At 71.7% G+C, this 26,737-nt stretch carries 21 protein-coding genes and 1 tRNA gene; 7 read left to right on the top strand and 15 right to left on the bottom strand.

The features are described from left to right. Window positions 1–59: 59 nt before the first annotated feature. The 4 genes from ACIG0D_RS19220 to ACIG0D_RS19205 are packed head-to-tail and all read left to right on the top strand — an operon-like array spanning window position 60 to window position 4,409. The gene (locus tag ACIG0D_RS19220; protein ID WP_399802105.1) at window positions 60–989 is read left to right on the top strand and encodes a branched-chain amino acid ABC transporter permease; all 930 of its coding nucleotides are present in this window, start codon (window positions 60–62) and stop codon (window positions 987–989) included. Between the two features lie 5 nt (window positions 990–994). Next, a complete protein-coding gene (locus tag ACIG0D_RS19215) occupies window positions 995–2,818 on the top strand; it encodes a branched-chain amino acid ABC transporter permease (RefSeq protein WP_399802102.1) in 1,824 nt (607 codons plus the stop codon). A 5-nt stretch (window positions 2,819–2,823) separates the two neighbouring features. Further along, window positions 2,824–3,696 carry an ABC transporter ATP-binding protein gene (locus ACIG0D_RS19210; RefSeq protein WP_399802099.1) on the top strand — a complete coding sequence of 291 codons (873 nt, stop codon included), beginning with the start codon at window positions 2,824–2,826 and terminating at the stop codon, window positions 3,694–3,696. After that, complete coding sequence (locus tag ACIG0D_RS19205; protein WP_399802097.1) at window positions 3,693–4,409, top strand: ABC transporter ATP-binding protein; 717 nt, start codon at window positions 3,693–3,695, stop codon at window positions 4,407–4,409. Before ACIG0D_RS19210 ends, ACIG0D_RS19205 begins: the two co-directional genes overlap by 4 nt. Before the next feature lie 66 nt (window positions 4,410–4,475). Here the strand turns inward: ACIG0D_RS19205 and ACIG0D_RS19200 are convergent, their stop codons facing one another. From ACIG0D_RS19200 to ACIG0D_RS19180, 5 genes are all read right to left on the bottom strand, one after another. Next, window positions 4,476–4,811, bottom strand: a complete 336-nt coding sequence (locus ACIG0D_RS19200; protein WP_399802095.1) for a hypothetical protein — start codon at window positions 4,809–4,811, stop codon at window positions 4,476–4,478. A gap of 32 nt (window positions 4,812–4,843) precedes the next feature. Next, window positions 4,844–9,565: a putative T7SS-secreted protein gene (locus ACIG0D_RS19195; RefSeq protein ID WP_399802093.1), complete on the bottom strand. Its 4,722-nt coding sequence runs from the start codon at window positions 9,563–9,565 to the stop codon at window positions 4,844–4,846. Window positions 9,566–9,567: 2 nt separating this feature from the next. Then, window positions 9,568–10,221, bottom strand: a complete 654-nt coding sequence (locus ACIG0D_RS19190) for a hypothetical protein (RefSeq protein ID WP_399802090.1) — start codon at window positions 10,219–10,221, stop codon at window positions 9,568–9,570. Next, window positions 10,218–10,634 carry a hypothetical protein gene (locus ACIG0D_RS19185; protein ID WP_399802088.1) on the bottom strand — a complete coding sequence of 139 codons (417 nt, stop codon included), beginning with the start codon at window positions 10,632–10,634 and terminating at the stop codon, window positions 10,218–10,220. The genes ACIG0D_RS19190 and ACIG0D_RS19185 overlap by 4 nt, the downstream gene beginning before the upstream one ends. A 767-nt stretch (window positions 10,635–11,401) precedes the next feature. Continuing rightward, window positions 11,402–12,055, bottom strand: a complete 654-nt coding sequence (locus ACIG0D_RS19180; protein ID WP_073942773.1) for an ANTAR domain-containing response regulator — start codon at window positions 12,053–12,055, stop codon at window positions 11,402–11,404. A gap of 102 nt (window positions 12,056–12,157) precedes the next feature. Here ACIG0D_RS19180 and ACIG0D_RS19175 point away from each other — a divergent pair. After that, window positions 12,158–12,230, top strand: a tRNA-Leu gene (locus ACIG0D_RS19175). A 73-nt stretch (window positions 12,231–12,303) separates the two neighbouring features. On the opposite strand, the gene pyk is transcribed toward ACIG0D_RS19175, so the two are convergent. Then, the gene (gene pyk / locus ACIG0D_RS19170) at window positions 12,304–13,740 is read right to left on the bottom strand and encodes a pyruvate kinase (protein ID WP_399802085.1); all 1,437 of its coding nucleotides are present in this window, start codon (window positions 13,738–13,740) and stop codon (window positions 12,304–12,306) included. Window positions 13,741–13,966: 226 nt separating this feature from the next. Further along, window positions 13,967–14,683, bottom strand: coding sequence for an SIMPL domain-containing protein (locus ACIG0D_RS19165; protein WP_399802082.1), 717 nt, complete (start codon window positions 14,681–14,683; stop codon window positions 13,967–13,969). Window positions 14,684–14,859: 176 nt separating this feature from the next. On the opposite strand from ACIG0D_RS19165, the gene ACIG0D_RS19160 reads away from it, so the two are divergent. Beyond that, entirely contained in the window at window positions 14,860–16,674 is a 1,815-nt protein-coding gene (locus ACIG0D_RS19160) for a bifunctional metallophosphatase/5'-nucleotidase (protein ID WP_399802080.1), read from the top strand. Here ACIG0D_RS19160 and ACIG0D_RS19155 read toward each other — a convergent pair. From ACIG0D_RS19155 to ACIG0D_RS19125, 7 genes are all read right to left on the bottom strand, one after another. Further along, on the bottom strand, window positions 16,671–18,128 hold the full coding sequence (locus ACIG0D_RS19155; protein ID WP_399802077.1) for a lysine N(6)-hydroxylase/L-ornithine N(5)-oxygenase family protein: 1,458 nt from the start codon (window positions 18,126–18,128) through the stop codon (window positions 16,671–16,673). The two genes, ACIG0D_RS19160 and ACIG0D_RS19155, sit on opposite strands and share 4 nt — an antisense overlap. After that, window positions 18,106–19,533, bottom strand: a complete 1,428-nt coding sequence (locus ACIG0D_RS19150) for a pyridoxal phosphate-dependent decarboxylase family protein (protein ID WP_399802075.1) — start codon at window positions 19,531–19,533, stop codon at window positions 18,106–18,108. The genes ACIG0D_RS19155 and ACIG0D_RS19150 overlap by 23 nt, the downstream gene beginning before the upstream one ends. A 219-nt stretch (window positions 19,534–19,752) precedes the next feature. Next, window positions 19,753–22,248: an aminopeptidase N gene (gene pepN / locus ACIG0D_RS19145; RefSeq protein ID WP_399802072.1), complete on the bottom strand. Its 2,496-nt coding sequence runs from the start codon at window positions 22,246–22,248 to the stop codon at window positions 19,753–19,755. Window positions 22,249–22,608: 360 nt separating this feature from the next. After that, on the bottom strand, window positions 22,609–22,959 hold the full coding sequence (locus ACIG0D_RS19140; RefSeq protein WP_399802070.1) for a chorismate mutase: 351 nt from the start codon (window positions 22,957–22,959) through the stop codon (window positions 22,609–22,611). Between the two features lie 56 nt (window positions 22,960–23,015). Next, entirely contained in the window at window positions 23,016–23,360 is a 345-nt protein-coding gene (locus ACIG0D_RS19135) for a hypothetical protein (RefSeq protein WP_399802068.1), read from the bottom strand. A 52-nt stretch (window positions 23,361–23,412) separates the two neighbouring features. Then, complete coding sequence (locus tag ACIG0D_RS19130; RefSeq protein WP_399802065.1) at window positions 23,413–23,892, bottom strand: GNAT family N-acetyltransferase; 480 nt, start codon at window positions 23,890–23,892, stop codon at window positions 23,413–23,415. Window positions 23,893–24,015: 123 nt separating this feature from the next. Next, the gene (locus ACIG0D_RS19125; protein WP_399802729.1) at window positions 24,016–24,783 is read right to left on the bottom strand and encodes a S1 family peptidase; all 768 of its coding nucleotides are present in this window, start codon (window positions 24,781–24,783) and stop codon (window positions 24,016–24,018) included. Window positions 24,784–24,984: 201 nt separating this feature from the next. On the opposite strand from ACIG0D_RS19125, the gene ACIG0D_RS19120 reads away from it, so the two are divergent. Continuing rightward, on the top strand, window positions 24,985–25,881 hold the full coding sequence (locus ACIG0D_RS19120) for a hypothetical protein (protein ID WP_399802063.1): 897 nt from the start codon (window positions 24,985–24,987) through the stop codon (window positions 25,879–25,881). Between the two features lie 34 nt (window positions 25,882–25,915). On the opposite strand, the gene ACIG0D_RS19115 is transcribed toward ACIG0D_RS19120, so the two are convergent. Next, a complete protein-coding gene (locus ACIG0D_RS19115; RefSeq protein ID WP_399802060.1) occupies window positions 25,916–26,638 on the bottom strand; it encodes a vWA domain-containing protein in 723 nt (240 codons plus the stop codon). Window positions 26,639–26,737: the final 99 nt, after the last annotated feature.

Genomic DNA, 26,737 nt, shown 5'->3' with positions numbered 1-26,737 from the left:
AGCGCCCACCAGCGCTCCCGCGCGGCGCCATATCCGAACCACTCCACGGAGGCCCTGCGGTGAACGAACTGCCGCAACAGCTGGCCAATGGACTCATCCTCGGCGCGATGTACGGACTCATCGCGATCGGCTACACGATGGTCTACGGCATCGTCCAGCTCATCAACTTCGCCCACGGCGAGATCTTCATGGTCGGGGGCTTCGGGGCCCTGACCGTCTGGCTCATACTCCCCGAAGGCTTCGCCCTCGGCGCCGCCGTCCCGCTCATGATCGTCGGTGGCATCGTCGTCTCGGTCGCGGTCGCCACCGCGGCGGAACGGTTCGCCTACCGGCCGCTGCGCACCGCGCCACGGCTGGCGCCCCTGATCACCGCCATCGGTCTGTCCATCGTCCTCCAGCAGGTCGTGTGGATGTGGTACCCGGACGCCAAGAAGGACGTCCCCTTCCCGCAGTTCGACGGCGACCCCATCGACATCCTCGGCGCCAACATCCAGCGCGGTGACCTCTTCGTGCTGATCGCCGCCCCGCTGTGCATGGTCGCCCTGGGCCTCTTCGTGACGAAGACCCGCTCCGGCCGCGGTATGCAGGCCACCGCCCAGGACCCGGACACGGCCAAGCTGATGGGCATCAACACCGACCGCATCATCGTGATGGCCTTCGCCATCGGTGCCGCGTTCGCCGCCATCGCCGCGGTCGCCTACGGCCTGAAGAACGGCCAGGTCGGCTTCCGGATGGGCTTCCTGATGGGCCTCAAGGCCTTCACCGCCGCCGTGCTCGGCGGCATCGGCAACATCTACGGCGCCATGCTCGGCGGCCTCGTGCTCGGCGTCGCCGAGTCCCTCGCCACCGGCTACATCGGTGACATCCCCGGCATGGAGCTGTTCGGCGGCGGCGCCTGGAAGGACGTGTGGGCGTTCAGCCTGCTCATCCTCGTCCTGCTCTTCAGGCCACAGGGCCTGCTCGGCGAACGCGTCGCGGATCGGGCGTGATACCCATGACGAAGACCACCGACACCACCGTCGACACCACCAAGGTGTCCACCGCCCCGGCCACTCCGGTCGTCCCGCTGCCGCCCGCCGCGGCCCGCGCGATCACCCTCGCCGGCTCCGCGGTCGCCCTGGCCGGCACCTTCCTCGCCTGGACCTGGACCGAGGAGTTCCCCGGCAACCTCACGGTCACCGGCTACCCCGGCGGCCTCCAGGTGCTCACGCTCGTGGGAGCACTGCTCACCCTGCTGTTCGCCGTCTCCGGCTACGGCGTCAAGGGCCTGCGCTGGCTCACCCCGGGCGGCACCAACAGCCCTGTCCTGCTGAGCGCCCTCGGCGTCCTCGGCACCACCGGCTACGCCCTCGGCGCGATCTCCTACGAGCTGGGCGGCCTGGTCAACCTGGAGCCCGGCGCCTGGGTCTCCGGCGTGGGCGCCCTGATCGCCGTGATCGGCGCCCTCGGCCTCCCGGTCGACCAGCCGTACGACGCGGGCGACCCGAACCCGAGCCTGTGGGGCCGTATCCGCCACGCGCTGACCGCTCCCGAGCCGGCCCGGGCCAAGGAGCTGCCCTCCTGGGCGGAGATCCTGATCATCGCCGCGGGCTTCGGCGTCGGTCTGTACGTCTTCGCGTACGGCATCGGCACCGAGTACTCCGAGCTGTTCATCGGCTTCCTGATCGTCGCCGGGTTCGGTTTCACCGCCGTCACCCGCGCGGGTCTGCTCAAGCGGCTCTCTGCGCTCACCGCCAAGCACCGCAACGTGGCCCTGGCGGCGGCGTTCGTCGCGGCGATCTGCTTCCCGTTCACCCAGACGAACGATCAGTTCGCCCTGATCGGCGCGAACATCCTCATCTTCGCGACCGTCGCGCTGGGTCTGAACGTGGTCGTCGGCCTCGCCGGTCTGCTCGACCTCGGTTACGTCGCCTTCCTCGGCGTCGGCGCCTACGCCGCCGCCCTGGTCTCCGGCTCCCCGCAGTCGACCATCGGCGTCCACTTCCCGTTCTGGGCGGCCGTCCTCACCGGTGCCCTCGCCTCGCTGGTCTTCGGCGTGGTGATCGGTGCCCCGACCCTGCGGCTGCGCGGCGACTACCTCGCCATCGTGACGCTCGGTTTCGGTGAGATCTTCCGCATCACCATGAACAACCTGAACGGCAACAGCGGTCCGGACGTCACCAACGGCTCCAACGGCATCCCGAACATCCCCGACCTGGAGATCTTCGGGTTCAACCTGGGCCTGCCGCACAACGTCCTGGGCCACGAGCTGACCCGTTCCGGCAACTACTACCTGCTGATGCTGGTGTTCACGGCCGTCGTCGTGCTGGTCTTCCGCCGCTCCGCGGAGTCCCGCATCGGCCGCGCGTGGGTCGCCATCCGCGAGGACGAGACCGCCGCCACCGCGATGGGCATCAACGGCTTCCGCCTGAAGCTGCTGGCCTTCGCGCTCGGCGCGTGCCTCGCCGGCCTCGCCGGCACCGTCCAGGCGCACGTGTCGTACAGCGTCACCCCCGAGCAGTACCAGTTCGCCGGTTCCGTGCCGCCGAACTCGGCCTTCCTGCTCGCCGCCGTCATCCTCGGCGGCATGGGCACCATCAGCGGCCCGCTGATCGGCGCCGCGCTGCTCTACCTGATCCCCGCCAAGCTCCAGTTCATGGCGGAGTACCAGCTGCTCCTCTTCGGCATCGCGCTGATGCTCCTGATGCGCTTCCGGCCCGAGGGCCTGGTCGCCGACCGCAGGAAGCAGCTCGAATTCCACGAGACCGGACAGCTCGACGTACCGGACGACAAGCCGCTCCCCGACGGCGCGACCGGCGTCGCGAAGGCAGGGGCGTGACCGCCATGACCACCACCACGACCGCACCCACCAGCACGACGGTGCTCGACGCCAGCGGCGTCACCATGCGCTTCGGCGGCCTGACCGCCGTGCGCGGCGTCGACCTCACCGTGAACAGCGGAGAGATCGTCGGCCTCATCGGCCCCAACGGCGCCGGGAAGACGACCTTCTTCAACTGCCTCACCGGCCTCTACGTGCCGACCGAGGGCAAGGTCTCCTACAAGGGCACCGTCCTGCCGCCCAAGCCGCACCTGGTCACCCAGGCCGGCATCGCCCGTACGTTCCAGAACATCCGGCTCTTCGCCAACATGACCGTTCTGGAGAACGTGCTGGTCGGACGGCACACCCGCACCAAGGAAGGCCTCTGGTCGGCCCTGCTGCGGCTGCCCGGCTTCAAGAAGGCCGAGCAGGAGTCGCGCGAACGGGCCATGGAGCTCCTGGAGTTCACCGGCCTGGCCGCCAAGGCCGACCACCTCGCCCGCAACCTGCCCTACGGCGAGCAGCGCAAGCTGGAGATCGCCCGGGCGCTGGCGAGCGAGCCGGGTCTGCTCCTGCTGGACGAGCCGACCGCCGGCATGAACCCGCAGGAGACCCGGGCCGCGGAGGAGCTGATCTTCGCGATCCGGGAGAAGGGCATCGCCATCCTCGTCATCGAGCACGACATCCGGTTCATCATGAACCTGTGCGACCGGGTCGCCGTGCTGGTCCAGGGCGAGAAGATCGTCGAGGGCCCCGCCGAGGTCGTCCAGGCCGACGAGCGCGTCATCGCCGCCTACCTGGGCACGCCCTTCGAGGGCGCGCCGGGCAAGGAGGAGGTCGCGGAGGTCGAAGCCGCCGAGGCCGAGGCGCACAGCACCACGGAAGGGGACGACAAGTGACCGCTCTGCTGGAGGTCGAGGACCTCAGGGTCGCCTACGGCAAGATCGAGGCCGTCAAGGGCATCTCGTTCAAGGTGAACGCGGGCGAGGTCGTCACCCTCATCGGCACCAACGGCGCGGGCAAGACCACCACCCTGCGGACGCTGTCCGGGCTGCTCACGCCGGTCTCCGGCGAGATCCGGTTCGACGGCAAGTCGCTGAAGAAGGTCCCCGCCCACAAGGTCGTCTCGCTGGGCCTCGCCCACTCCCCCGAGGGGCGGCACATCTTCCCCCGGATGACGATCGAGGACAACCTCCGCCTCGGCGCGTTCCTGCGCACCGACAAGGAGGGCATCGAGAAGGACATCCAGCGCGCCTACGACCTGTTCCCCATCCTCGGGGAGAGGCGCAAGCAGGCCGCGGGCACCCTCTCCGGCGGTGAGCAGCAGATGCTCGCCATGGGCAGGGCGCTGATGTCCCGGCCGAAGCTGCTCATGCTCGACGAGCCCTCCATGGGTCTGTCGCCGATCATGATGCAGAAGATCATGGCGACCATCCAGGAGCTGAAGTCGCAGGGCACGACGATTCTGCTCATCGAGCAGAACGCCCAGGCCGCGCTCTCGCTGGCCGACCACGGCCATGTCATGGAGGTCGGCAAGATCGTCCTGTCGGGCACGGGCCAGGACCTGCTGCACGACGAGTCGGTGCGCAAGGCGTACCTGGGCGAGGACTAGAACCTCGCAACGGAGGACCGCCGCTTCCCCCCGTGGGGAGGCGGCGGTCCTTTTTTCTGCCGTGCGCTAGTCCAGCTCGGCGGCCCGCCGCTTGAGCTCCTCGGCCTGCTCGTCCCAGTCCGGGCCGAAGCACAGCAGGTCGGCGGCGGCCTCGCGGAGCAGTTCGGGGTCGTCCGGACGCTGGAGGCAGGCCAGCCGGTAGGCGAGGTTGCGGGCCCACGGCGGCAGGGCCATCCAGTCCTCGGTGAGGACTTCCCTCAGCATCGCGCGGATCTCGTCGGCGGTCGCGAACGTGACCGTCTCGACGAAGTCCCTGACGGCGTCCCGGACCTGCCGGCTCTCGGCGCCGGCCTCGTCGAGGGTCTGGCCGAGGCGTCGGGCCACGGGGATCAGATCGGACATGTCCTCTTCTCGGATTCCTTCTCGAACAGTGGTCAGTTGAGCCAGTACGTGGACAGCTGGTAGGCCCCGTCGGGCCGGTGGATGACGCGGTACCCCACATCGTGCCCGTCGATATGGACCGACCGCTCGAGCGGCCCCGTGAATCCCGGTCCCGGGGTGGGCACGGTCCCGCCGTTCTCGATGTACTTGTACACATCGGAGACGATCGCCTGTTCGATCTGGTCGGGGTTCAGGTTCGTCGTGCGCAGATCGTTCTTCACCCCGCCGGGACCGGTGTGCTCGCGGTCGTAGCCGTGGCCGGTGTTGAAGTGCCACTGGTCGTCGCCGACCATGGCCGTCCGCTTGAGGTCCTTGCCCTCGCCCTGGGACGTGTACTCGCCGATCTTGGGTCCGTCGCCGTCGTTCGGGTACGGCGACAGGCCGAGGGGGTCGCAGACAGTGTGCGGGTTGTGCACATAGCCGACCGGGTTCGGCGCCGGTCCGAGGCCCAGCGGGTCGGGCGTGGTGTAGCGGCCGGTCTCGGGGTCGTAGTACCGGTGCAGGTTGTAGTGGAGGCCGGTCTCGGCGTCGTAGTACTGGCCGGGGAAACGCAGGGGGGTGTACGCGGTGCTGGACCGGGTCCACGCGGTGGTGCCCCAGAGGGTCGCGCGGGTCCGCCAGGCGATGTCGCCGGACTCGTCGACGAGTTCGGTGGGGGCGCCGATCAGATCGGTGGCGATGGCGAAGAAGCGCCGGTCGATCTCCTCCTGCCGGGCGTCCGCGGACAGGATGCGTTCCGTCTGGGCGAGGGGGGCGAGGCCGCGGTGGTCCCAGGTCAGCACCACCGGGTTCGGCAACTCGGCACCGACGGTGGTCTGTTCGCACAGCGTGGTGCCGTCCCAGGTGAAGCGCACCTCCTCGGCGACGGTCTCGCCGTCGTCGGCCAGGCGCTGTTTGACGGTACGGCGGCCCAGCGGGTCGTAGCGGTAGCGCCAGCGGGTGCCGTCGGGGGTGGTCACGCCGGTGAGGCGGTCCTCGGCGTCCCACTCGTAGCGCCAGGTGTCGGGTTTGCGGGAGAGCCGGGTCTTCTGCCGCAGCACGACCCGGCCGAGCGCGTCGTACTCGAAGCGGACCTGGCCGGCCCGGCTGAGGGCGGTGCCGGTGTAGGCGCGGGGTCCGGCGGCCTCGTGGCCGGGGTGGGAGGAGGGCCACGCGGCCTCGGTCTGGTTGCCGGACGCGTCGTAGGCGTACCGCTCGGTCCAGCCCTGGGCGTGGACGGCGGTGACCCGGCCGACCGGGTCGAGCGTGAAGGTGCGGACGCCGGAGAGCCGGTCGGCGATCTCGGTGAGGTAACCGTCGGCGCGGTAGCCGTAGGAGCGGGTGTTCAGGTCGCGGGAACCGGCCGTGAGGTGCTGCTCGGCCAGCCGCCCGGCCTCGTCCCAGGCGGAGGTGAGGGAGAGGCCGTCGCCGAAGACGCGCTCCAGTTCCCGGCCCGCCGCGTCGTGGGTGAAGGTGACCTCACGGCCGCCGGTGACCACTCGGGTGGGCCGGCCCGCGGCGTCGTAGGCGTAGGTCGTGACGAGGCCGGTCGGGGTGGTGCGGCGGACGCGGCGGCCGGTGACGTCATAGGCGTGTTCGACGGCCCGGCCGTCGACGAGTTCGGTCTTGAGCCGGCCCAGCCGGTCGTAGCGGCGGATCAGCTCGCTGTCGGGGCCGGATGCCTGGAGCAGGCGTCCGGCCCGGTCGTAGAGGTAGGTGGTGACCCGCCCGCCGGCCTCCTTGCGGATCACCCGGCCGCGCTCGTCGTGGGCGTACGAGAGGGTGTTGCCCAGGTGGTCGACGCGCGCCACGAGCCGGCCGGCGGCGTCGAGGCGGTAGCGGACGGTACGGCCGTCGAAGTCGGTCTCGGCGACCGGCCGGCCGGCCGCGTCGTACTCGTAGGTCCAGGTCAGGCCGCGCGGGTCGGTGACCCGGGTGAGCCGCAGGCCGGCGTCGTGCTCGAACTCGTAGCGGGCGCCGTCGGGGCGGACGCGGGCGGCGAGCAGGTCGAAGTGGGTGTACTCGAACCGGGACACGCCGCCGGCCGCGTCGGTGTGGGTGAGGCAGTTGCCCTCGCCGTCGTACGTCCACGACTCCGTGACGCCGCCCGGGGCCTCCCGCCGGGCGAGCCGGCCGTCCGCGGTCCAGGTGAGCCGGGTGACGCCGCCCACCGGGTCGGTGAGGCGCACCAGGCGGCCCAGGGCGTCGCGCTCCAGGCGGGTGGTGCCGCCGGCCGGGTCGGTCACCTCCACGGGCAGACCGGCGGCGTCGCAGCGCACGGTCGTGACGGCGCCGAGGGCGTCGGTGACCGAGGTCGGGCGTCCGGCGTCGTCGTAGGTCCAGCGGACGGTGTGGCCGGCGGGGTCGGTGAGGGCGACGCGGTTGCCCCGCTCGTCGAACTCCTGGAGCCAGCGGGCGCCGTCCGGGCCGCGCAGTTCGGTGGGCAGGCCGAGCGGACCGCCGCGCTCGGCGCGGACCTCGCCGCCGTCCGGGTGGGTGACGGAGACGAGCCGGCCGTCCTCGTCGTAGCCGAACGTCGTGGTGTGGCCCAGTGGGTCGGTGCGGGTCAGCATGTTGCCGCGCGCGTCGTAGCTGAACCGCGTGGTGTGGCCGAGCGGGTCCGTGGTCGCCAGGACGCGGCAGCCGCGGCCGATCAGATGGCGGGTGACGGCGCCGTCGGCGGTGGTCAGGGTGGTGGTGCGGTGGCCGGTCTCGGGGTCGGGCTCGGTGTAGGAGAGCGTGATCTGGACGTGGCCCGCCTCGCCGCCCTCGGCGACCACGCGGTCGCGCTCGTCGTAGGCGTAGTCGTACCGGCTGCCGTTCGAGTCGATCCACGCGGTGACGCGGCGGCGCTCGTCGTAGACGAACGTCGTGGTGGCGCCGGACGGCTTGGTGACGGTCGTGAGGTTGCCGTCCTGGTAGCCGTACGCCATCAGGGGCAGGTCGGTGCCGTCCGGTCCGGCGCCGGCCAGGGACAGTGCGGTGATCCGGCCGTCGGTGGTGGTGACGTTCACCTGGCGGCCGGACGAGTGGACGAGGGCGAGGGGCAGTCCGGTCTCGGTGCGGTCGACGGTGACGGTGTGGCCGCCCCGGTCGGTGACGCCGGCCAGCCAGGCGTCGCCGTCCTGGCCGGGCTCGGTGCCCGGCGGGGCCGTGAAGTGGCGCACCAGGCCGGTGTCCAGGTCGGTGATGGTGTAGTCGCCGTCCGCGTCGCGGGTCAGCAGCGTGCGCCCGGTGCCCGACTCGGAGCGGGTGGGGGCGCCGGGGACGGGGTGCGGGTACGGGATGAGCAGGCCGTCGGCGGTGACGTGGACGACGCCGACCGGGTCGATCTCCAGCCGCTCGTCGACGGTGGACGTCCAGGAAGGCCCCAGGAAGCGGCCGGCCGTGCTGCCGGACTCGGTGCGCCGCGTGAACGTCAACGGCAGGATGCCGGGCAGTTCGACGTCGGTCTGGGGCAGGAACATCCGGCCCGAGGCGAGGTCGACCGGGTCGGTGCCGTCGGTGGTGCGGTCGCCGTCCGGGCGGTTGTGCGTGCCGTCCGGCGCGTCGTCGATCAGGGTGCGCGCGCGGGCGGCGTCGGCGGCGTCCTCGGCGATACGGACGCCCTTGACCGCGGCGCCGCCGCCACCGGTGGCCACGGTCAGCGCGACGTCGGGCAGCAGCCGGCCGAAGCCCTCGTACGGGTCCTTCATGAAGTCGCTGACCATCTGCCGCCCGGTGCCCCAGGGATCGTTGGCGGCCAGCACCAGTCCGGAGGCCAGGCTGTTGAGGGAGGTGGCGTACTCGGCGGGGTGCGTGAGGTTGTACGGGTCCAGCGGGTTGACGCTGCGGACGAAGTTGACCAGGCCGGCGGTGCCCTTGATGATGCCGCCGCCGACGTGGTCGCCGATGATCTGGAGTTCCTGGAAACCGTCGCCCAACTGCTCGGTGTACGACGGCTTCTCGGGCGCCCGGTCACGGGCGGCGCGGACCTTGGAGCGGGCGGCCTCGGCCGCGGTGTTCCGCTGCTTGCGGGCCTCGGCGAGGATGTCCTGCGCCTCCTGCATCAGCTTCTTGCCGGGGTCCTCGAACGTCTGTGCGGGGCGGGGCGGGAGGCTCGCGGGGTCACGCTGGTCGGCGGGCTGGGCGTTGTAGCGTTCGACGGCCTTGTTGTAGTCGTCGACCTTCTTGCGGTGGGCGTCGGCCGCCTCCTCGGAGGCCTTCACGCCCTCCTTCCACTTGTCGATCGCCGCCTGGGCCTGCCCCTGCGCCCACTCGACCGTTCCGGCGAACGCCTCCAGGGCGGCGGCGGCCTCCTCGCAGGCGTCGGCGCCGTTGAACCACTTGGGCGGCTGGTCGCCGACGACGGTGCGCAGCGTCTCGGCCGCGACGCCCTTGAGCTGGGACGAGTCGAGGCCCTTGAGGCCGTCGCCGACGCTGTCGAACGCCTTCTGGAAGCCGCGCAGCCGCTCGGCGGTGGAGCGCAGCTTGGCGGCGCTGCCGTAGACGAGCTTCGTCTTGTCCTCGGTCTGCCCGAGGTCCAGTTCGTCGACCTCGGCGCCGAGCCGGTTGGCGACCGAACGGGACTGCTCGCGCACCCAGTCGGCGCCCGACTCCCAGCCGACGTCGTCCAGCCGGTCCGCCGTCCAGTTGCCGGCGTCCTCGACCCGGTTGCCGACCCACTCGACACCGTCCTCGACCGCGTTCTCGACGGAGTCGGGCGTGATGTCGCTGATGAATCCCCCGATACCCACGCTCAGTTCCCCCCGTTGTCACCCTGCTGGGCCTGCCGCGCGCGTTCCTCCGGTGACGGGCCGAAGGTGTTGTCGAGCGCCTGGTTCCACTGGTCGTCGGAGATGCCCGCCGCGTCCCTGAGCAGCTCCGACCGCTGGCCGCCCTGCCCCTCGGTGAGCACGGCCCGGCCGGTGTCCTTCCACGTCTGCGAGATGTCCTGGCCGGCCCGTTCGAAGGACTCGGCGCTCCAGTCCGGGTTCAGGGCGTCGGGAGTGAAGACGTCGCCCCAGTCCTGCCGGGTGATCTCCTCCTCCGACGCGTGCGGGTTGCCGCCCATCACGGAGTTCACACCCACCTTCAGCGCGCCCTGGACGTACTGGTCGTGCTCCCACTGCGTGCCCGCGGCGAGGCCGAGACGGTTGGCGATCTCGCTCGCGTCGTGGACGAGGGCGCGCACGCCCCACTCCCAGCGCTCGCAGAAGTCCTCGAAGTCGGTGGACAGGCCGTGGTGTCCGGCCTCCATGCCGGTCATGGCGAGTTCGGAGAACCCCTTGCCCATGACCGAGCCGGTCGCGTCGCCGACCTCGCCGAGCTGATCGATGGTGCTGCCCAGTCCCCGGGTGAACCTGGTGACGGCGTCGTTGCCGAACTGAACATCCCCTGCGCCGCCGGTCATACGCCGCGCTCCTCTCCGGTCCGGCCGGTGTCGACGGCCGCGCCGTCCGGCACGATGCCGGTGACCGGCGGGAAGAACATCGCCCCGTCCTCGGTGGCGATGTCGACGGCCAGGCCGGCGGGTTCGCCCATGCCCGGCACGATCTCGTCGACGATGCGGGCGCCCAGCAGCGAGGCGTACTCCATGGGCTGCCCGCCGGGTGCCCGGAGTTCGGCGAAGCGGGCCAGCGCCGCCTCGTCGGTGAAGGCGCAGATCCAGCGCACACCGCCGGAGTGCGCGGTCCACAGACCGCCATCGGCCAGCGGGACCAGCAGGACCGACCTGCGCATCTCACCCACGAGCGCCCGCGGATCCCCTGTCCCCGCCCGGCGCTCGGCCACCCGCTCGGCGAGCGCCGTCCGCGACTGTTCCACGGCTCCTCCCCCTTGCTGTCCTTGTGACTGACGAAACCCTAGGACAGGACGTACGGGGCGGTCAGCCGGTTCTCGTGCGGGGGTGGTGAGGATATGGGAGCTGGTGGGGGGCGGGTGCGCCGACGCTGTTGGGAGTGGGGTGCGCAAAGGCTGTTGGGGTGCGGTGCGCCAACGCTGTTGGGGGTGCGGTGCGCCGAGGCGAGCGGTGGGCGCCGTGGCGTGCGGTGCGCAAAGGCTGTTGGGGGTGCGGTGCGCCGAGGCGAGCGGTGGGCGCCGTGGGGGTGGGGGGTGGCTAAGAGGTACGGGACCGGGAGTGGCCGGGCGGAGCGCGGGCGGCGCCGGGGCACGGGCGAGCGGGGGCGGCGCCGGGGCACGGGAGCGCGTGGCTCGCTGGCCGGGAGCGCGGAGGCACAGGGGCGCGGGTGCCTGGGGCCGGGAGCGCGGGGCTCGGTGGCCGGAGGCCGAACGGCCCGGTGCCCGGGGGCTGGAGGCCAGGAACCCGGGAGCCCGGTGGCCCGGGAGCCCGGTGGCCCGGCTGCCCCGGTGCGCGGGGGCCCGGGACTCAGGTGCCCAGGATGCTGGTGACAGGGGCACGGGAGCGGGGGCGCCCGGACATCCAGGCCTCGGGCGCCCGGTGCCGGGGAACAGCAAGGCCCGCCCGCTCCAGCAGCGGGCTGGAGGGCCGGGCGGGCCAAGCGGGCCGGGAAGCTGGGCGGGCACGGAAGGCGAGCGGGCCCGGATGAAGGCGCAGGCAGGACCAGCCGGGCTCAGCCCTTGGCGGCCTTCTTCTCCTCGGCGTCCTGGATGACGGCCTCGGCGACCTGCTGCATGGACATGCGGCGGTCCATGGAGGTCTTCTGGATCCAGCGGAAGGCGGCGGGCTCGGTCAGGCCGTACTCCGTCTGGAGGATCGACTTGGCGCGGTCGACCAGCTTGCGGGTCTCCAGCCGCTGGGTGAGGTCGGCGACCTCCTTCTCCAGCTCCTTGAGCTGCGTGTACCGCGAGACGGCCATCTCGATGGCCGGGACGACGTCGCTCTTGCTGAACGGCTTCACCAGGTACGCCATCGCACCGGCGTCGCGGGCCCGCTCGACCAGGTCGCGCTGGGAGAAGGCGGTGAGCATCAGCACCGGGGCGATGGACTCCTCGGTGATCTTCTCGGCCGCGGAGATGCCGTCGAGCTTGGGCATCTTCACGTCGAGGATGACGAGGTCCGGCCGGTGCTCACGGGCCAGCTCGACGGCCTGCTCGCCGTCGCCGGCCTCGCCGACGACCGTGTAGCCCTCTTCCTCCAGCATCTCTTTGAGGTCGAGCCGGATCAGGGCCTCGTCCTCGGCGATGACGACTCGGGTCGTCAGCGGAGGCACGTGCGACTTGTCGTCGTCGGGCGCGTCTACGGGCTGGGGCGACTCGGCGGTCACGGGGGCTCCTTGTTCCGGGCAGGGGTACTGCTGACAAGAGCCTACCCAGCTACGGTAAGGTGGGGACACGGCGGGTAGCCGCCAACCTTCTTTTTGAAGGGGGCCCCGGTAGCCCAGCGGTAGAGGCAATGGTCTCAAACACCATCCAGCGTCGGTTCGAATCCGACCCGGGGTACTTTTCCTTAGTCTCCAAGGTCACGCAAAAGCGGATGTCCACGGCTTCGTGAACATCCGCTTTCTTCGTCTGGTTACCGTCCGCCGCGGTCCTCGCCGATGTGATGCACATGGACGAGATTGGTCGTGCCGGAGACCCCGGGCGGCGAGCCGGCGGTGATCACGACCGTGTCGCCCTTCTGGCAGCGGCCGTACTGCGTGAGGAGCTCGTCGACCTGGGCCACCATGGCGTCGGTGGAGTCCACGAACGGACCGAGGAAGGTCTCCACCCCCCATGTCAGGCTGAGCTGCGAGCGCGTCGCCGGGTCGGGGGTGAAGGCGAGCAGCGGGATCGGGGAGCGGTAGCGGGACAGACGGCGGGCGGTGTCGCCGGACTGGGTGAACGCGACGAGGAACTTCGCGCCCAGGAAGTCGCCCATCTCGGCCGCCGCGCGGGCCACGGCGCCGCCCTGGGTGCGGGGCTTGTTGCGCTCGGTCAGCGGCGGCAGGCCCTTGGCGAGGATGTCCTGCTCGGCGGCCTCCACGATCCTCGCCATCGTCCGGACCGTCTCCACCGGGTACTTGCCCACGCTGGTCTCGCCGGACAGCATCACCGCGTCCGTGCCGTCGATCACCGCGTTGGCGACATCGCTCGCCTCGGCCCTGGTCGGACGGGAGTTCTCGATCATCGAGTCGAGCATCTGCGTCGCGACGATCACCGGCTTGGCGTTGCGCTTGGCCAGCTTGATCGCGCGCTTCTGCACGATCGGCACCTGCTCCAGCGGCATCTCCACGCCCAGGTCGCCGCGGGCGACCATGATGCCGTCGAAGGCGGCGACGATGTCCTCGATGTTCTCCACCGCCTGCGGCTTCTCGACCTTGGCGATCACCGGGAGGCGGCGGCCCTCCTCGTCCATGATGCGGTGCACGTCCTCGACGTCCCGGCCGCTGCGCACGAACGACAGCGCGATCACGTCGAAGCCGGTGCGCAGGGCCCAGCGCAGGTCCGCCTCGTCCTTCTCGGACAGGGCGGGCACCGAGACCGCGACGCCGGGCAGGTTCAGGCCCTTGTGGTCGGAGACCATGCCGCCCTCGACGACCGTGGTGCGCACCCGGGGCCCGTCGACCGCGGTGACCTCCAAGCTGACCTTGCCGTCGTCCACGAGGATGCGCTCACCGGGGGTGACGTCGGCGGCGAGTCCCTTGTACGTCGTCCCGCAGCACTGCCGGTCGCCCTCGACGCCGTCCTCGACGGTGATGGTGAAGGTGTCGCCGCGTTCAAGGAGTACAGGTCCCTCTGCGAAACGGCCGAGCCGGATCTTCGGACCCTGAAGGTCGGCGAGGATGCCGACGCTGCGTCCGGTCTCGTCGGCGGCCTTGCGCACCCGTCGGTAACGCTCCTCGTGTTCGGCGTGGCCGCCGTGGCTGAGGTTGAAACGGGCGACGTCCATTCCGGCGTCGACCAGTGCCTTGATCTGGTCGTACGAGTCGGTGGCGGGTCCAAGGGTGCAAACGATCTTCGCTCGGCGCATGATTCGAGCCTAGGCCTTACCCGCCGGTAGGAAATTGGCCGGGCGTGACGACTCAACCACCTTCCCATGAAGGGGTGTTGACAAGCGTTGAATTGTGCGGCGGGGCGCTCCGATGAGCAATTCCACAACTCTTTTCCCGGGCGCCCCTTTTCCCCGCACGTTTCCCGGCGATTCACCCCTTTGCCGCTCGACCATCCTTTCGGCATTCGGTCGGGCGCCGCAATTTCTACAGCCGGGGCGGCGCCATCGTGAAGCGGGCGTTGACCGCGGCGTACACCCGCTGGCGCTGCGGCTCCAGGTCGAGCGCCGGGGCCGCCTCCGCGGCACCCGCGAGGGCCGCGCCCCGGGCCCGCCCCGGAGCCGCCGGATAGGCCGGGGCCGCCGGCGCCTCCGCGCCGATGTCGGCGAGTTCGACCAGCGCCGCCAGCGTCGTGCCCAGCGCCTCCGCGTACTCGCGGGCCCGCTGCACCGCCTCCCGGACCGCCTCCTGCCGGGCCTCGCGGTAGGCGGGCGAGTCCCGGCGCAGGGACCACCAGGGGCCGTCGACCCGGGTCAGCTCCAAGTCGGCGAGGCGGGTCGTCAGTTCGCCGAGCGCCGTGAAGTCGGTCAGCTCGGCGGTGATCCGGACCCCGCCGTGGTAGGTGCGGACCCGCTCGCCCTTGCCGTGCCGGGTGAGTTCCGGGGTGATGGAGAACGCCCCGGTCTCCAGCCGCTCCACCGCGTCGCCGTACGACTTCACCAACTCCAGGACGGCCGCGTTGCGGCGGGTCAGGTCCTCCAGGGCGGCGCGCCGGTCACGGCCGCGGGCGCTGACGGTGACGCCGATCCGGGCGATCTCCGGGTCGACCTCGAGACGGGCCTCGCCGCGGACGGCGATCCGCGGGGCGTCGGGGGTCCCGTAGGGGACGGCGGGCTGGACTTCGGCTGCGTCGGCGGTGGTCATACGCCCCACTCTGTCATCCCGGCGCGGCACCGATCCCCGGGATGCGCGGGCTTGGTCACCAGATCGCAACCTGGAAGACCTGTCGCCGCCCGTCATGGACGGGTCAGAATCTACGCGCGTCCGTCTACGCGCGTCATCGACGCCGTCATCGACCGTGGCACCGAGGAGAGCACGACATGCGGCTGAACCGCCGGAAGTTCCTGAAGAAATCCGCCGCGACCGGAGCCGGAGTGGCCGTCGCCGGTGCGGTGGCGGCGCCGTCCGCGCAGGCCGCGCAGACGGCGGACCCGGCGAAGGGCGGCAAGCCGGCCAAGCGGTACTCCTTCACCGTGATGGGCACCACCGACCTGCACGGCAACATCTTCAACTGGGACTACTTCAAGGACGCGGAGTACTCCGACGCCAAGGGCAACGCCAAGGGCCTGGCGCGGATCGCCACGCTGGTCGAGCAGGTGCGCGAGGAGAAGGGCCGCCGCAACACCCTGCTGCTGGACGCCGGCGACACCATCCAGGGCACCCCGCTGACGTACTACTACGCGAAGGTCGACCCGATCACCGCCGAGGGCGGCCCGGTGCACCCGATGGCGCAGGCGATGAACGCCATCGGGTACGACGCGGTGGCGCTCGGCAACCACGAGTTCAACTACGGCATCGAGACCCTGCGCAAGTTCGAGGAGCAGTGCGACTTCCCGCTGCTCGGCGCGAACGCGGTGGACGCGAAGACGCTGCGGCCGGCCTTCCCGCCGTACTTCATGAAGAAGTTCAAGGTGCCGGGCCTGCCGCCGGTCAAGGTCGCCGTGCTCGGCCTGACCAACCCGGGCATCGCGATCTGGGACAAGGCCTACGTCCAGGGCAAGCTGGCCTTCCCCGGTCTGGAGGAGCAGGCCGCGAAGTGGGTGCCGAAGCTGCGCTCCATGGGCGCGGACGTGGTCGTCGTCTCCGCGCACAGCGGCTCCTCCGGCACCTCGTCCTACGGCGACCAGCTGCCGTACGTCGAGAACGCCGCCGCCAACGTGGCGAGGCAGGTCCCCGGCATCGACGCGATCCTGGTCGGCCACGCGCACGTGGAGATCGAGGAGCTTCTGGTCACCAACGAGCAGACCGGGAAGGCGGTCGTCCTCTCGGAGCCGCTGTGCTACGCCGAGCGGCTCACCCTGTTCGACTTCGACCTGGTCTTCCGCAAGGGCCGCTGGGAGGTCGAGTCGGTCAAGGCCTCGCTGCGCAACTCGAACACGGTCGAGGACCACCCGTACATCTCCAAGCTGCTCGACGACGAGCACGCCAAGGTCGTGGCGTACGTCAACCAGGTCGTCGGCACCGCCACCGAGACCCTGACGACGGTCGACGCCCGCTACAAGGACGCCCCGATCATCGACCTGATCACCAAGGTCCAGGAGGACGTGGTGAAGGCGGCCCTCGCGGGCACCGAGCACGCCTCGCTGCCGGTGCTGGCGCAGGCCTCGCCGTTCTCCCGGACCAGCGAGATCCCGGCGGGCGAGGTGACGATCCGGGACCTGTCGAGCCTGTATGTCTACGACAACACCCTGGTCGCCAAGGTGATGACGGGCGCGCAGCTGCGGGCGTACCTGGAGTACTCGGCGGAGTACTTCGTCCAGACGGCGCCCGACGCGCCGGTCGACGTGAACAAGCTGACCAACGCGAACGGCCGCCCGGACTACAACTACGACTACGTCTCGGGTCTGTCGTACGACATCGACATCGCCCAGCCGGCCGGTTCCCGCATCAAGAACCTCACCTACGGCGGAGCCCCGCTGGACGACGCGCAGCGGTTCGTGCTCGCGGTGAACAACTACCGCGCCAACGGCGGCGGCGCGTTCCCGCACGTGGCCTCGGCGCCGGAGCTGTGGGCGGAGTCGACGGAGATCCGCACCCGGATCGCCGAGTGGGTGACGGCGAAGGGTGTGCTGGACCCGAAGGACTTCGCGTCGGTGAGCTGGAAGCTGACGCGGAACGGCACGCCGGTGTTCTAGTGACCGTCCGCGAGTGAGCGGCCCCGGATCCCGTCCGCCAGCGGGGTCAGCGTCTTCGGGCGCCGCGCGGACGGGACCCGGGGCTCTCGCTGTTCCAGGCCGAACGTGGTGAACGCGGTGCGGCCCGGCAGCGGGTAGGGCTCCTTGCCGGTGAGCGAGTTCAGGATGGACGCGCTGCGCCAGGCGGCGAGGCCGAGGTCGGGGGTGCCGACGCCGTGCGCGTGGAGCCCGGCGTTCTGCACGTACACCGAGCCGGTCACCGACGGGTCGAGGACGAGCCGGAAGTCCTCGTCCACGCGGGGGCGGTCGCGGCTGTCGCGGCGCAGGTAGGGGTCGAGTCCGGCGAGGATCCGGTTCAGCGGGCGTTCGCGGTAGCCGGTGGCGAGGACGACCGCGTCGGTGGCGAGCCGGGAGCGGGTGCCCTGCTGGACGTGTTCCAGGTGCAGCTCCACCTTGCTGGTGGCGATCCGGCCGGCGGTGCGGACGCGGACGCCCGGGGTGAGGACCGCGTCGGGCCAGCCGCCGTGCAGGGTGCGGCGGTACAGCTCGTCGTGGATCGCGGCGAGGGTGCCGGCGTCGATGCCCTTGTGGAGCTGCCACTGGGCGGAGACGAGCCCGTCGCGGACGGGTTCGGCGAGGGCGTGGAAGTAGCGGGCGTAGTCCGGGGTGAAGTGTTCCAGGCCGAGCCTGGAGTACTCCATGGGCGCGAACGCCTCGGTGCGGCCGAGCCAGTGCAGTCGCTCGCAACCGGCCGGGCGGGACTTGAGCAGGTCGAGGAAGATCTCGGCGCCGGACTGCCCGGCTCCGATGACGGTGACGTGGCCGGCGGCGCGGAAGACCTCGCGGTGCTCCAGGTAGTCGGCGGCGTGCACGACGGGTACGCCGGGCAGGTCGACGAGGGGCCGCAGCGGGTCGGGGACGTAGGGCTCGCTGCCGATGCCGAGGACCACGTTGCGGGTGTACGTCCGTCCCAGGGCCTCCGCCTCGCCGTCGGCGTCGAGCTGGGTGAAGTCGACCTCGAACACGTCCCGCTCGGGGTTCCAGCGGACGGCGTCGACCTGGTGGCGGAAGCGCAGACCGGGCAGGTTCTCGGAGACCCAGCGGCAGTAGGCGTCGTACTCGGCACGCCGGATGTGGAAGCGCTCGGCGAAGTAGAACGGGAAGAGCCGGTCGCGGGTCTTGAGGTAGTTGAGGAAGGTCCAGGGGCTGGCGGGGTCGGCGAGGGTCACCAGGTCGGCGAGGAACGGCACCTGGATGGTGGCGTCCTCGAGAAGCAGACCGGGGTGCCAGTCGAAGGCGGGGCGCTGCTCGTAGAAGACGGCGTCGAGTTCGGCGAGCGGGTGGGCGAGGGCGGCGAGGGAGAGGTTGAACGGTCCGATGCCGACGCCGACCAGGTCGCGGGGTGCTTCGGGGTGCTCGGTGCGGGAGCCGTCAGGGGCGGGGGCCGGAGTCATCGGGGATGTGTCCTTCCACCAGTTTCAGGAGCGCTGCCAGGTCGTCGGGCCGGGTGTGCGGGTTGAGGAGGGTGGCCTTCAGCCAGAGCCGGCCGTCGAGCCGGGCCCGGCCGAGGACGGCGCGGCCGTCGGCGAGGAGGGTGCGGCGTACGGCGGCCACGGTGTCGTCGGCGGAGGTCATGGCGCCGTGGGTGGCTCCGGTGTCGTCCGCGGCCCCGGCGGGCCGGAACAGGACCGTGCTGATCGTGGGGCGGTCGTACAGCTCGAACGCGGGATGGGCGGCGACGAGGTCGGCGAACGCGGCCGCGCGGTCGCAGACTCGGTCGACGAGGGCGCCGAGGCCCGTGCGGCCCAGGGTCTTCAGGGTGACGGCGATCTTCAGGACGTCGGCGCGGCGGGTGGTGCGCAGGGAGCGCCCGAGCAGGTCGGGCAGACCGGCCTCGGTGTCGTCGGCGGCGTTGAGGTAGTCGGCGCGCTGGTGCAGGGCGGCGAGGTCGCGGGCGTCGCGTACCGCGAGCAGTCCGGCCGCGACCGGCTGCCAGCCGAGTTTGTGCAGGTCGAGGGTGACGGTATCGGCGGCGTCGAGTCCGGCGAGCCGTTCCCGGTACCGGTCGCTGAACAGCAGCCCGCCACCGTAGGCGGCGTCGACGTGCAGCCGGGCGCCGTGGGCCCGGCAGCGGGCGGCGATCTGGGGCAGCGGGTCGATGAGCCCCGCGTCGGTGGTGCCCGCGGTGGCGGCGACGAGCAGCGGGCCGCGCAGGCAGGTGAGGGCGGCGTCGAGGGCGGCCGGGTCGAGGACGCCGGCGGGCGCGGGCACGACGACCGGGTCGGGCAGGCCCAGCAGCCAGGCCGCCCGGGCGAGCGAGTGATGGGCGTTCGCCCCGAGCACCACCCGCAGCCCCGCGCCGCGCGCCTCGCGGGCGAGCAGCAGGGCGAGGTGGTTGGACTCGGTGCCGCCGGTGGTGACCAGGCAGTCGGGTCCGCCGCGGTCGGGGTAGACCTCGGCGGCCAGCGCGCCGGTCACCAGTTCCTCCAGCGCCGACGCCGACGGCGCCTGGTCCCAGGAGTCCAGGGAGGCGTTGAGGGCGCTCGCGGCGAGGTCGGCGGCGGTGGCGACGGCGAGGGGCGGGCAGTGCAGGTGGGCGGCGCAGAGCGGGTCGGCGGGGTCGGCGGCGCCTTCGGCGAGGGCACGGACGAGCCGCCGCAGGGCGCCCGGGTCGCCCTCGTCGGGGAGCGGCTCCCCCACCGCGTCCCGCATCCGCGCGGTCACCGCGCCGGGTCCGCCGTGCGGCAGGGGTCCGCCCCGCGCCCCGCCGCCCTCCGCCAGCGCGGCGAGGACCGTGTCGAGCAACGGCCGCAGCGCGCCGGGACCTTCGGGGCCGGAGGCGAGGGGCGGCATGCTCATGCGGTCAGCTTGGCGGCGGGCCGGACGGCGCGCCCGAAAAGCACGGGATCAGCACTCGAAAGGGGGTACCTCCGGGTACGGCCGTGATGGGCCGGGCCGGGCCTGGCCGGCCTGTCCTCAGCAGCACTGACTGATCGGTTCCTGCTCGGTCGAGCGCAGGAAGACCGAGCAGTGCCCCGCGTCGGCTGGTGGGACCAGCCGTGCCCCGCTCCCCCGGTCCTAGGACGCGGCTTTCCCTTCCCGGACCCGCAACGCGCGGGCGAGGTCGTCGAGTTGGTCGACGAGCTTGCGGCGCAGGGCGGGGATGGGGTCGGCGTCGCGCAGGCATTGTTCGCCGAGGGCCAGGGTCTCGGCGTCGACGGCGTGCGCGGGGAACGCCCAGCGGCCGGCGGCGTCGGCGATGGCGGGGCCGCGCCGGGCGGCGACGGCGACGGCGTCCTCGTAGAAACGGGGCACGTACGGGCGTACCAGGTCGGCCTGTTCGGGCTGCCAGAAGCCCTGGGCGGTGGCCGTGAAGAGGTAGTTGGACAGGTCGTCGCCGGCGAACATCGCCTCCCAGGCCTTGGCCTTCGCGGCCTCGTCGGGCAGCGCGGCGCGGCAGCGGGCGGCGCCCTCCTGGCCGGTGGCGCTGGGGTCGCGGTCCAGTTCGGCGGCGATGGCGGCCTCGTCGGTGGCACCGAGGACGGCGAGCCGGCCGAGGATGCGCCAGCGCAGTTCGGGGTCCAGTTCGGGACCGCCGGGCACGGTGCCGTCGGCGAGCCAGGCGGCGATGGTGTCGGGGTGGGCGGCGGTGTCGATGAAGTGCCGTACGGCGATCAGGCGGAGGCCGGGGTGGTCTCCGTCCTCGGTGCGGCGGATGAGGTCGCGGCAGAGGCCGGCGAGGGTGGCGAGGGCGGCCGGGCGGGCCTCGGGTGCCAGGTAGCGGTCGGCGATCTGGACGGTGGCGAAGCCGAGGACGCCCTGGACGAGGGCGAGGTCGGTCTCGCGCGGGAGGTGGGCGCGGGCGGCCTCCAGGTAGGCCGTGGCGGGGAGTTCACCGTCGCGGACGGCGTCCCTGAGCGCGTTCCACACCACCGCGCGGGCGAGCGGTTCGGGCAGCCCGGACAGGCCGGAGCGCACCGCTTCGAAGGACTCCGGGTCGAAGCGGACCTTGGCGTAGGTGAGGTCGCCGTCGTTGGGCAGCAGCAGGGCGGGTCGCTTGCCGATGGGCTGCGGGGCGGTCTGCGGGACGTCGAGTTCGACCCGTTCGCGCAGGGTGAGGCGGCCCTCGTCGGCGATGTCGAGGTCGTACAGGCCGACGGCGACGCGGTGCGGGCGGCTGCCCACGCGGTCGACGGTGAGGGTGCAGGTGCCGTCGGTGCCCACGGTGACGCGCGGGGTGAGGGTGTCGACGCCGGTCGTGCGCAGCCAGGCGTCCGCCCAGGCGTGGACGTCGCGCTCGGTGGCGGAGGCGAGGGAGTCGATGAAGTCGGCGAGGGTGGCGTTGGCGAACTTGTGGCGCGCGAAGTGGGTGTTGATGCCGGCGAGGAAGTCCTTCTCGCCGAGCCAGGTGACGAGCTGGCGCAGCGCGGAGGCGCCCTTGGCGTAGGAGATGCCGTCGAAGTTGAGGAGCGCGGAGGCGGTGTCCTCGACGGCCTCGGGGGCGACGGGGTGGGTGGAGGGGCGCTGGTCGGCGTCGTAGCCCCAGGCCTTGCGGACGACGCCGAAGTCGGTCCAGGTGTCGGTGAAGCGGGTGGCCTCGGTGAGGGTCTGGTAGCCCATGTACTCGGCGAAGGACTCGTTCAGCCAGATGTCGTCCCACCACTTGAGGGTGACGAGGTCGCCGAACCACATGTGGGCCATCTCGTGGGCGATGACCATCGCGCGGGTCTGCCGTTCGGTGTCGGTGACGGCGGAGCGGTAGACGAACTCGTCGCGGAAGGTGACCAGTCCGGGGTTCTCCATCGCGCCCGCGTTGAACTCGGGGACGAACGCCTGGTCGTAGGAGTCGAAGGGGTACGGCTCCTCGAACTTCTCGTGGTAGCGGTCGTAGCACTGCTGGGTGATCTCGAGGATCTCCTCGGCGTCCGCGTCCAGGTGGGGGGCGAGGGAGCGGCGGCAGTGGATGCCGAAGGGCAGGCCGCGGTGTTCGGTGCGCACCGAGTGCCAGGGGCCGGCGGCGACGGCGACGAGGTAGGTGGAGATCAGCGGGGTGGGGGCCGCCTTCCACACGCCGCCGCCGGTGTGCTCGGTGACGCCGTTGGCGAGGACGGTCCAGCTCTCGGGGGCCGTCACCGACAGCTCGAAGACGGCTTTGAGGTCGGGCTGGTCGAAGGCGGCGAAGACGCGCTGGACGTCGTCCATGAACAGCTGGGTGTAGACGTATGTCTCGCCGTCCGTGGGGTCGGTGAAGCGGTGCATGCCCTCCCCCGTGCGGGAGTAGCGCATCGCCGCGTCGATCCGCAGCTCGTGCTCGCCGGCCGTGAGGTTCTTCAGGGGCAGGCGGCTCTCGTCCAGGGTCTCCGGATCGAGGGGCTGTCCGTCGAGGGTGACGGAGCGCAGCTCGGCGGGCTTGAGCTCGACGAAGGTGTCCGCGTCCGTGCGGGCGCTGAAGCGGATGACGGTACGGGAGTCGAAGGTCTCGTCCCCGGTCGTCAGATCGAGGTCGATCGTGTAGCGGTGGACGTCGAGGAGCTGGGCACGGGTCTGCGCTTCGTCGCGCGTGAGTACGGACATGCAGCACATGCTGCCTGATGCCCCCGGCACGGGACAGGGGTGGTGGGGGGAGCTACGGAGGCGGACCGCAGCGGGCCTGACCCCCTCCCCGCGCCGTGACGGACTCGCGCGTGCGACGAGGAGCGGCGCGGCGTAGCTGGGGGTGGGGCGGAGACGGATGATGCGGCGCGGGCCACCGACCGGACGTGGCACGGGCCACCGGCGAGACGCGGCGCGGGCCACCGACCGGACGTGACGCCAGCGGACACTGACAGCGGGTGCCCGCCCACTGACGGTGAGTGCCCTGCGGGCACGCCCCCGCGGACCCGCCCCCGCGCGGAGACCGGCCCCTCTCCCCCGCCGCGGAGACCTCCGCCCGGATCAACCAGCGACCGGCGGCCGGCCGTTCACCGCGTCCTCGGCGATGCGCTCGTGGTGCCGGATCACCTCGGCGATGATGAAGTTCAGCAGCTTCTCGGCGAACGCGGGGTCCAGCTTGGCGCTCTCCGCGAGCGAGCGCAGCCGGGCGATCTGCCGCGCCTCGCGCGCGGGGTCGGCGGGCGGCAACTGGTGCACGGCCTTGAGCCGGCCGACCTGCTGGGTGCACTTGAAGCGCTCGGCGAGCATGTGGACGACGGCCGCGTCGATGTTGTCGATGCTGTCCCGCAGCCGGGCGAGCTCCTCGCGAACGGCGGGGTCGACGTCACCGGTACCGGTGTTGCTGGTGGTCATGGGGGTCCACCCTAATCCCCGGGTAAGTCCGGTCCGAGCCGGTCGGCCGGTCTCCGCTACCGCACGACGGAAATGTCCGGCAGCGCCGAGGCGTCCACGCCTTCCCGCGCGAGAACCCGTCGGGCCGACGCCCGGGCCCGGCTCCACCCCGGGTCGCTGATCAGGGCCGCCGCCGTCCACCGCTCCGGCGATTCGTCGCGGGTCATCTCATCGAAGACCGAATCGATCACCCGCAGGTCGGGAAGCACATCGGAGCCGAGGTGTCCCTCCTCCACCAGACGCTCGGCCATCCGGAATCCATGGTCGAAGTCGAGGGCGATCTCGTCCGTCACGACGCCGTGTCTCGCGAGCCAGGCGATCTGGGCGGACGCCGGCGCGGCGACCACGGTCAGCGCCTCCATCAGAAGGCGACGGCGCCACGCGGGATCAGGACTCTCCACGCCCTCGATCGTGTCACGCCCCGCCGGCGATCGTCTTGTGGAACGAGACGTCCGCGTGGCCTCCGGGGACGCCCGGGGTGCGGCCGGTTTGCCGGAAGCCGAGCTTTTCGTAGAACTCCGGGGCCTGGAAGGTGTACGTCGAGACGATCATGTCCGTGCAGCCGCGTCGGGTGGCTTCCTCCTCGGCGGTGCGCATCAGGCGGCTTCCCCAGCCGGCGCCCCGGAGATCCTCGCGTACCCAGAGGAGATCGACGGCGCAGAGCGTGCCCCAGATCCAGCCGGTGAGGCCACCGACCGGTTCCCCGGTGGCGTCGTCGAGGCGGATGCTGAAGTCCTCCGGAGTTCCTGCCCCGCTCGCCGCGCCGTTGAAGGCGGTGAGTTGCTCGTCGAGGAGTTTTTCGAGGGCGTCGTCCCGGCCTCCGGTCCGCAAGGTCGGCGAGGTCGGCGGCGTCGGCGAGGCGGAGGCTTCGGGGTGCTGCTGTTCGGCGGTCACCGCCCGGATTCTGCCAGGGGGCGGGACGGGGACCGAACGGTTTTCGACAGGTCCCCGCGCCGACGACGTACGGCGGAGCCGCGCTCTGGGGGCGGCTCCGCCGTACGTGTCACGCCGGGTGGGTCAGAGGGCCGACGCGGCCTTGGCTATGTCCTTGGCGAAGGTGCTGACCTCGGTGTAGACACCGGGCACACCGGTGCGGGCGCAGCCGTCACCCCAGCTGACGATGCCGACCTGGATCCACTTGCCCGCGTCGTCCTTGCGGAACATGGGGCCGCCCGAGTCGCCCTGGCAGGTGTCGATGCCGCCGGAGGTGTATCCGGCGCACAGTTCCTCCTTCGGCACCAGCCGGTTGCCGTAGTGCCACTTGCACGCGCGGTCGCTGACGAACGGGACGGTCGCCTTCTGCAGCTTGGTCGTGCCGGTGCCGGCGCCCTCCCGGGTGTCCCCCCAGCCCGCGATCGTGAACGTGCCGCGGTTGTAGCGCGTGGTCGTGGCGATCTTCAGCGTGGGCTTGTCGATCGGCTTGGCGAGCTTGATCAGCGCCCAGTCCTTGCCCGTGCCGTCGTAGCCGGGCGCCACCTTGACCTTGGTCGACTTGACCTTGATCGCGGCGGAGGAGTTCAGATCGGCGACACCCGCGGTGACGGTGATCCGGTTGTTGTTGCCGGAGCCGTCCATGCAGTGCGCCGCGGTCAGGACGATGTCCTTCTTGTAGAGCGCCCCGCCGCAGCCCATCGAGAGGTGGACCATGAAGGGGAACTCGTTCTGCGCGGCGGGCTTTCCGCCGATGACGCGCGCGTCGGCGGCGTACGCGGAGCTGACCGGCTGGAGGCTGGCGACCGCGAGAGCGACGGCACCGGCCGCGGCGGCCTTCTTCGCCAGCGCCAGGCCGCCTCTCTTGGCGGCGATGGTCGAGGTAAGGGTCAACGTATGTCCTTTCGTGGGGGGTTGGGCGGCTCGCAGTATGTGATCAGTCGGCGTGCATGACAAGGACGGATCTCACGCGGTCCGGAGGGAACCCGTCGGGCGAAAATCCGCTCCCCTGCTCGTAGAGTGGAAACCGGGTTCGGGACGTCCTGGGGAGTCGGCGTGGCGAACGGCGGACCGGTCGAGCACGGCTACCCACACCTGGAGACGGTGCGGGCCGCGATCACCGCGCTGTACCGGCGGCTGTCGTACGACACCGTGCAGACCTTCGCGACCAGCGTGCTCCCGGCCGACGTGGCCTTCTGCGACACCGACGACCTCCACCTCGGCGCCCAGCGGGTGGCCCGCGAACTGGTGCGGCACTTCCGGCTGCCGGACGCCCGGCTGATCGTCGGCTTCCGGGCGATGACCCAGGCGGCGAACGTGGAACTCGCCGCCGGACCCGAGTACTTCGTGGAGCTGAACGACCGCTTCCGCACCCACCGCCGGGACATCGGCGCGGCCCTGGCGCACGAGGTGACGCACGTCTATCTGCACCGCCTCGGCCTGTCCTTCCCCGGCACCCGCGACAACGAGATCCTGACCGACACGACGACGACCTACCTCGGGGCCGGCTGGCTGCTGCTGGACGCCTACCGGGAGGACGGCGTCTCCAGCCAGAAGCTCGGCTATCTGACCCCTGAGGAGTTCGGTTACATCCTCGCCAAGCGCGCCCTGCTCTTCGGCGAGGACCCGTCGGTCTGGTTCACCAGCCCGCAGGCGTACACGGCCTACACCAAGGGCATGGCCCTGGCCCGCCGGGACGGGCAGCAGCCGCCGCTGACGGCGGCCGGCTGGGCGGGCCGCCGCCGCTACGCCCGCGACCGGCGGCACGCCCAGGACCGGCACACCGCCGTCGGCGCGCCGGACGTGCCGTACGCGTTCACGCCCGACGCCGAAGGTCCCCTGCGGGTGTCGTTCCCCTGCCCGACCTGCCACCAGCGGATCAGGGTGCCGGTGCGGGGGCGGGTGCGGGCGCGGTGTGCGCTGTGCCGGACGGTGCTGGAGTGCGACACGTAGAGGGGGACATCCCCCTGGACCGTTACGGCGGCCGTCACGCCCGTACGATCCCCCGCTCCCGCGCCGCCGCCAGCCACCGCGGGAACTCTCCCACGAGACGGTCGTACAGCTCGGCGTCGGACACCGCACGCGGGTCCTGGCCGGCGTGGAAGAACCCGGCGTTGTCCACGGCCCGCTTCTCCGGCACCGGCAGCTCGTCCAGCTTGCGCAGGAACTCGAACTGCCGGCTGCCGGGGTCGCCGAAGCCGATGAACTGCCAGAACAGCGGCAGCCGGGAGGCCTTGCACAGGAACCGCTCGGCGGCGAGCTTGTTGATGGGGCCGCCGTCGGTCTGGAAGACGACGAGGGCGGGCGCGCCGGCGCCGCTGTCCAGGTAGTGGTCGATGACGGCGTCCATGGCCAGGTGGTAGCTGGTCTTGCCCATGTGCCCCAGCCCGGCCGCGATCCGCTCGACGCGGCCCCGGTGGTCGGCGAGCGCGATGTCGGTGACGGCGTCGACGTCCGTGGAGAAGAACACCACCGGCACCCGGCCGTCGTCGTCGAGATGCGCGGACAGCCCGAGCACCCGGTCGGCGAGCGCCTGCACGCTGCCGTCCTTGTAGTACGGCCGCATGGAGCCGGAGTAGTCGACGACGAGGTAGACGGCGGCGCGCTGCCCGTCCAGGCCGTGCTTGGCGAGGGACACCCCGGCGCTCTTGTAGAGGTTCACGAGCGCGGGCGCGGTCTCCCGCACCTTGTCGAGACTGATCGCGGCCATATCGGCTCCCCCTTGATCACCGGCGTTCCCGGCCGCCGAGCGTACGGCACCGAGGGGCAGTCCCGGGACCGGCGGCGGCCTGCGGGGCGCCCCACCTGC

It is taken from the genome of Streptomyces sp. NPDC052773 (genome assembly GCF_044547145.1).
Taxonomy (GTDB): Bacteria; Actinomycetota; Actinomycetes; order Streptomycetales; family Streptomycetaceae; genus Streptomyces.
The sequence above is the reverse complement of the archived record's forward strand: the minus strand, read 5'-3'. Positions and strand labels throughout refer to the sequence as shown.